Origin of the sequence: Tatumella sp. JGM91 (assembly GCF_018257575.1) — a bacterium.
Classification (GTDB): Bacteria; Pseudomonadota; Gammaproteobacteria; order Enterobacterales; family Enterobacteriaceae; genus Tatumella; species Tatumella punctata.
This window is the reverse complement of record NZ_JAERJP010000050.1, coordinates 1-740: the sequence shown is the minus strand read 5'-3', so window position 1 is coordinate 740 and position 740 is coordinate 1. Positions and strand designations below refer to the sequence as shown.

Sequence of the window (740 nt, the reverse complement as noted above, 5' to 3'; positions counted from 1 at the left end):
TAAGTGCAGCGATGCATTGAGCTAACCGGTACTAATGACCCGTGAGGCTTAACCTTACAACGCCAGAGGCGTTTTGCGAGAGACGCAAAGAATTTTCAGCGAAGTTCCTGATTGAGCAATTTAAGAATTAGCAGTGCCCTGCGGACATGAGTCCGAAGGATTTTTTGCTGAGACAAGGCGGCAAGCAAGTGATGAGAAGGAACATACATTGGTATGTGACTGAACAGCGCGAGTGAAGCCAACACAGTATCAGTGAAAAAGACACAGGACACAGCAGCAAGAATTTGCCTGGCGGCTAGAGCGCGGTGGTCCCACCTGACCCCATGCCGAACTCAGAAGTGAAACGCCGTAGCGCCGATGGTAGTGTGGGGTCTCCCCATGCGAGAGTAGGGAACTGCCAGGCATCCAATTTTGCGTGCTGATATGGCTCAGTTGGTAGAGCGCACCCTTGGTAAGGGTGAGGTCCCCAGTTCGACTCTGGGTATCAGCACCANAGAAGTGAAACGCCGTAGCGCCGATGGTAGTGTGGGGTCTCCCCATGCGAGAGTAGGGAACTGCCAGGCATCCAATTCAGACCGTAATAACGGTCGTGACTTTTACCGTGACGGGTAAAAGGTGAAATACCTGAATTCAGACAATTTCTGAAATCAGTACAGAATCGGTGGAGCGGTAGTTCAGTTGGTTAGAATACCTGCCTGTCACGCAGGGGGTCGCGGGTTCGAGTCCCGTCCGTTCCGCCA

Annotated in this window: 2 tRNA genes and 1 rRNA gene; all 3 read left to right on the top strand. The window is 52.4% G+C overall.

The annotated features are described in order from the left end of the window. The first annotated feature begins 287 nt into the window (after positions 1-287). Positions 288-403 (top strand): 5S ribosomal RNA (gene rrf / locus JK198_RS16730). A gap of 14 nt (positions 404-417) precedes the next feature. Further along, a tRNA-Thr gene (locus tag JK198_RS16725) sits at positions 418-493 on the top strand. A gap of 170 nt (positions 494-663) precedes the next feature. Then, a tRNA-Asp gene (locus tag JK198_RS16720) sits at positions 664-740 on the top strand.